The 1,347-nt window shown below is 75.6% G+C and carries 1 protein-coding gene; it reads right to left on the minus strand.

The genetic code is table 11. The annotated features are described in order from the left end of the window. Positions 1-49: 49 nt before the first annotated feature. The gene (locus tag HMPREF0731_RS19155; protein WP_007005863.1) at positions 50-1,180 is read right to left on the minus strand and encodes an ABC transporter substrate-binding protein; all 1,131 of its coding nucleotides are present in this window, start codon (positions 1,178-1,180) and stop codon (positions 50-52) included. Between the last annotated feature and the right edge of the window lie 167 nt (positions 1,181-1,347).

A 1,347-nucleotide genomic window follows, 5' to 3' on the forward strand; every position in this document is an offset into this window, starting at 1 on the left:
GCCGGGGCGGCGGCGGGGCCCGCCCGGACCCCGCCCCCGGCCAGGCCGCTCACAGCCGCGCCATCCAGGTGCCGGAATAGGGCACGGGCAGCCACTGGTCCTGGTAGTCGCGCAGCGTCGCCACCGGGTCCACATCGGCGAAGTGCGCCGGGTAGAAGCGCTTGGCCATGTACTGCATCGGCGCGATGTCCATCAGCGTGCGGCACAGCCCGTGCTCGACCGCGTGCAGCTCGCCATTGCGCAGGGCGGGCAGGGCGGACCAGCCCTCGCGCGCCGCGTAGGGGGCGAGGCTGGCGCGCGTCTCCTCCAGGCTGGCGCCGTGGCCGGTGCGCACGCAGTTCGGCCGGTTCACCCAGGAGGAGCCGGCGATGAAGATGAAATCCGGCCGCGCCGCCAGCACCAGCTCCGGGTTCAGCGGCCCCCAGGCGCCGGGGATGCGGCCGGCGGCGATGTTCTCGCCGCCCAGCGTCTCGATGATCCGGCCCCACATGGTGCCGTTGTAGGTGTTGCCGATGCTGCCGGCCCCGGCCTGGCCCAGCTCGACATAGACCCTGGGGCGCGGCGCGCCGGCGGCCTGCGCCGCCTGCACGCGGCGCAGCGTGTCCTGGTAGCCGGCCTCGTACCAGCGGGCCAGGCGCTCGGCCCGCGCCGCCGCCTCGCCGCCCAGCGCGGCGCCCAGGGCGCGGGTGCTGGCCAGGTGCAGCGGCAGGGTCTGGGCGTTGTAGTCGAGCGTCAGGATCGGGATGCCGAGCGCCTCGATCCGCCCGGGGATGTCGCCCAGCGCCCGGTAATGGCCGGCCGAGAGGATCAGCAGGTCGGGCTTCAGCGCCACCAGCTTCTCCAGGCTGAAGTCATTGTCGTCGGCGGCGCCGAAATCGGCCAGCCGCTCCAGCCCGGGATGCACCTGGACGTAGCGCGACCAGATCGCCGGCCGCCAGCCGGCCCAGAGGTTGCGGCTGAGGCCGACCAGGCGCGCCAGCCCCTCGGCCCCGCCGATGGCGGTGTATTCCTCGAAATAGAAGCCCAGCGCCACGCGGCGCGGCGCCGCCGCCAGGGTGACGCGGCGGCCCATCACATCGGTCAGGGTGGTGGCGCCCTGCGCGCGGGCGCGGCCGGGGGCGAGGGTGAGCAGCCCGGCCGCGAGCAGCGGCAGGCGGCGACGGGACAGCGGGAAGGGCATGGTGCCGCTCCGTGGAAAGCCGGTTCAGGACGTGTTTGGGTGTGGGGAAGGGTCGCGGTGGCTCAGGCCGCGGGCGGGGCGCGCGCCAGGAAATGCGCGTAGAGCTCGGGCCGCTCCGCCGGGGCGGCGGTGAAGCCGGGCGGCGCCCGCAGCCCGGCCTCGCGCGG

The organism is Pseudoroseomonas cervicalis ATCC 49957 (assembly GCF_000164635.1).
GTDB classification, from domain to species: Bacteria; Pseudomonadota; Alphaproteobacteria; order Acetobacterales; family Acetobacteraceae; genus Pseudoroseomonas; species Pseudoroseomonas cervicalis.

Excerpts from the sequence above, each read along its gene's own strand:
- HMPREF0731_RS19155 (WP_007005863.1), bottom strand. The coding sequence starts at position 1,180 with ATGCCCTTCCCGCTGTCCCGTCGCCGCCTGCCGCTGCTCGCGGCCGGG.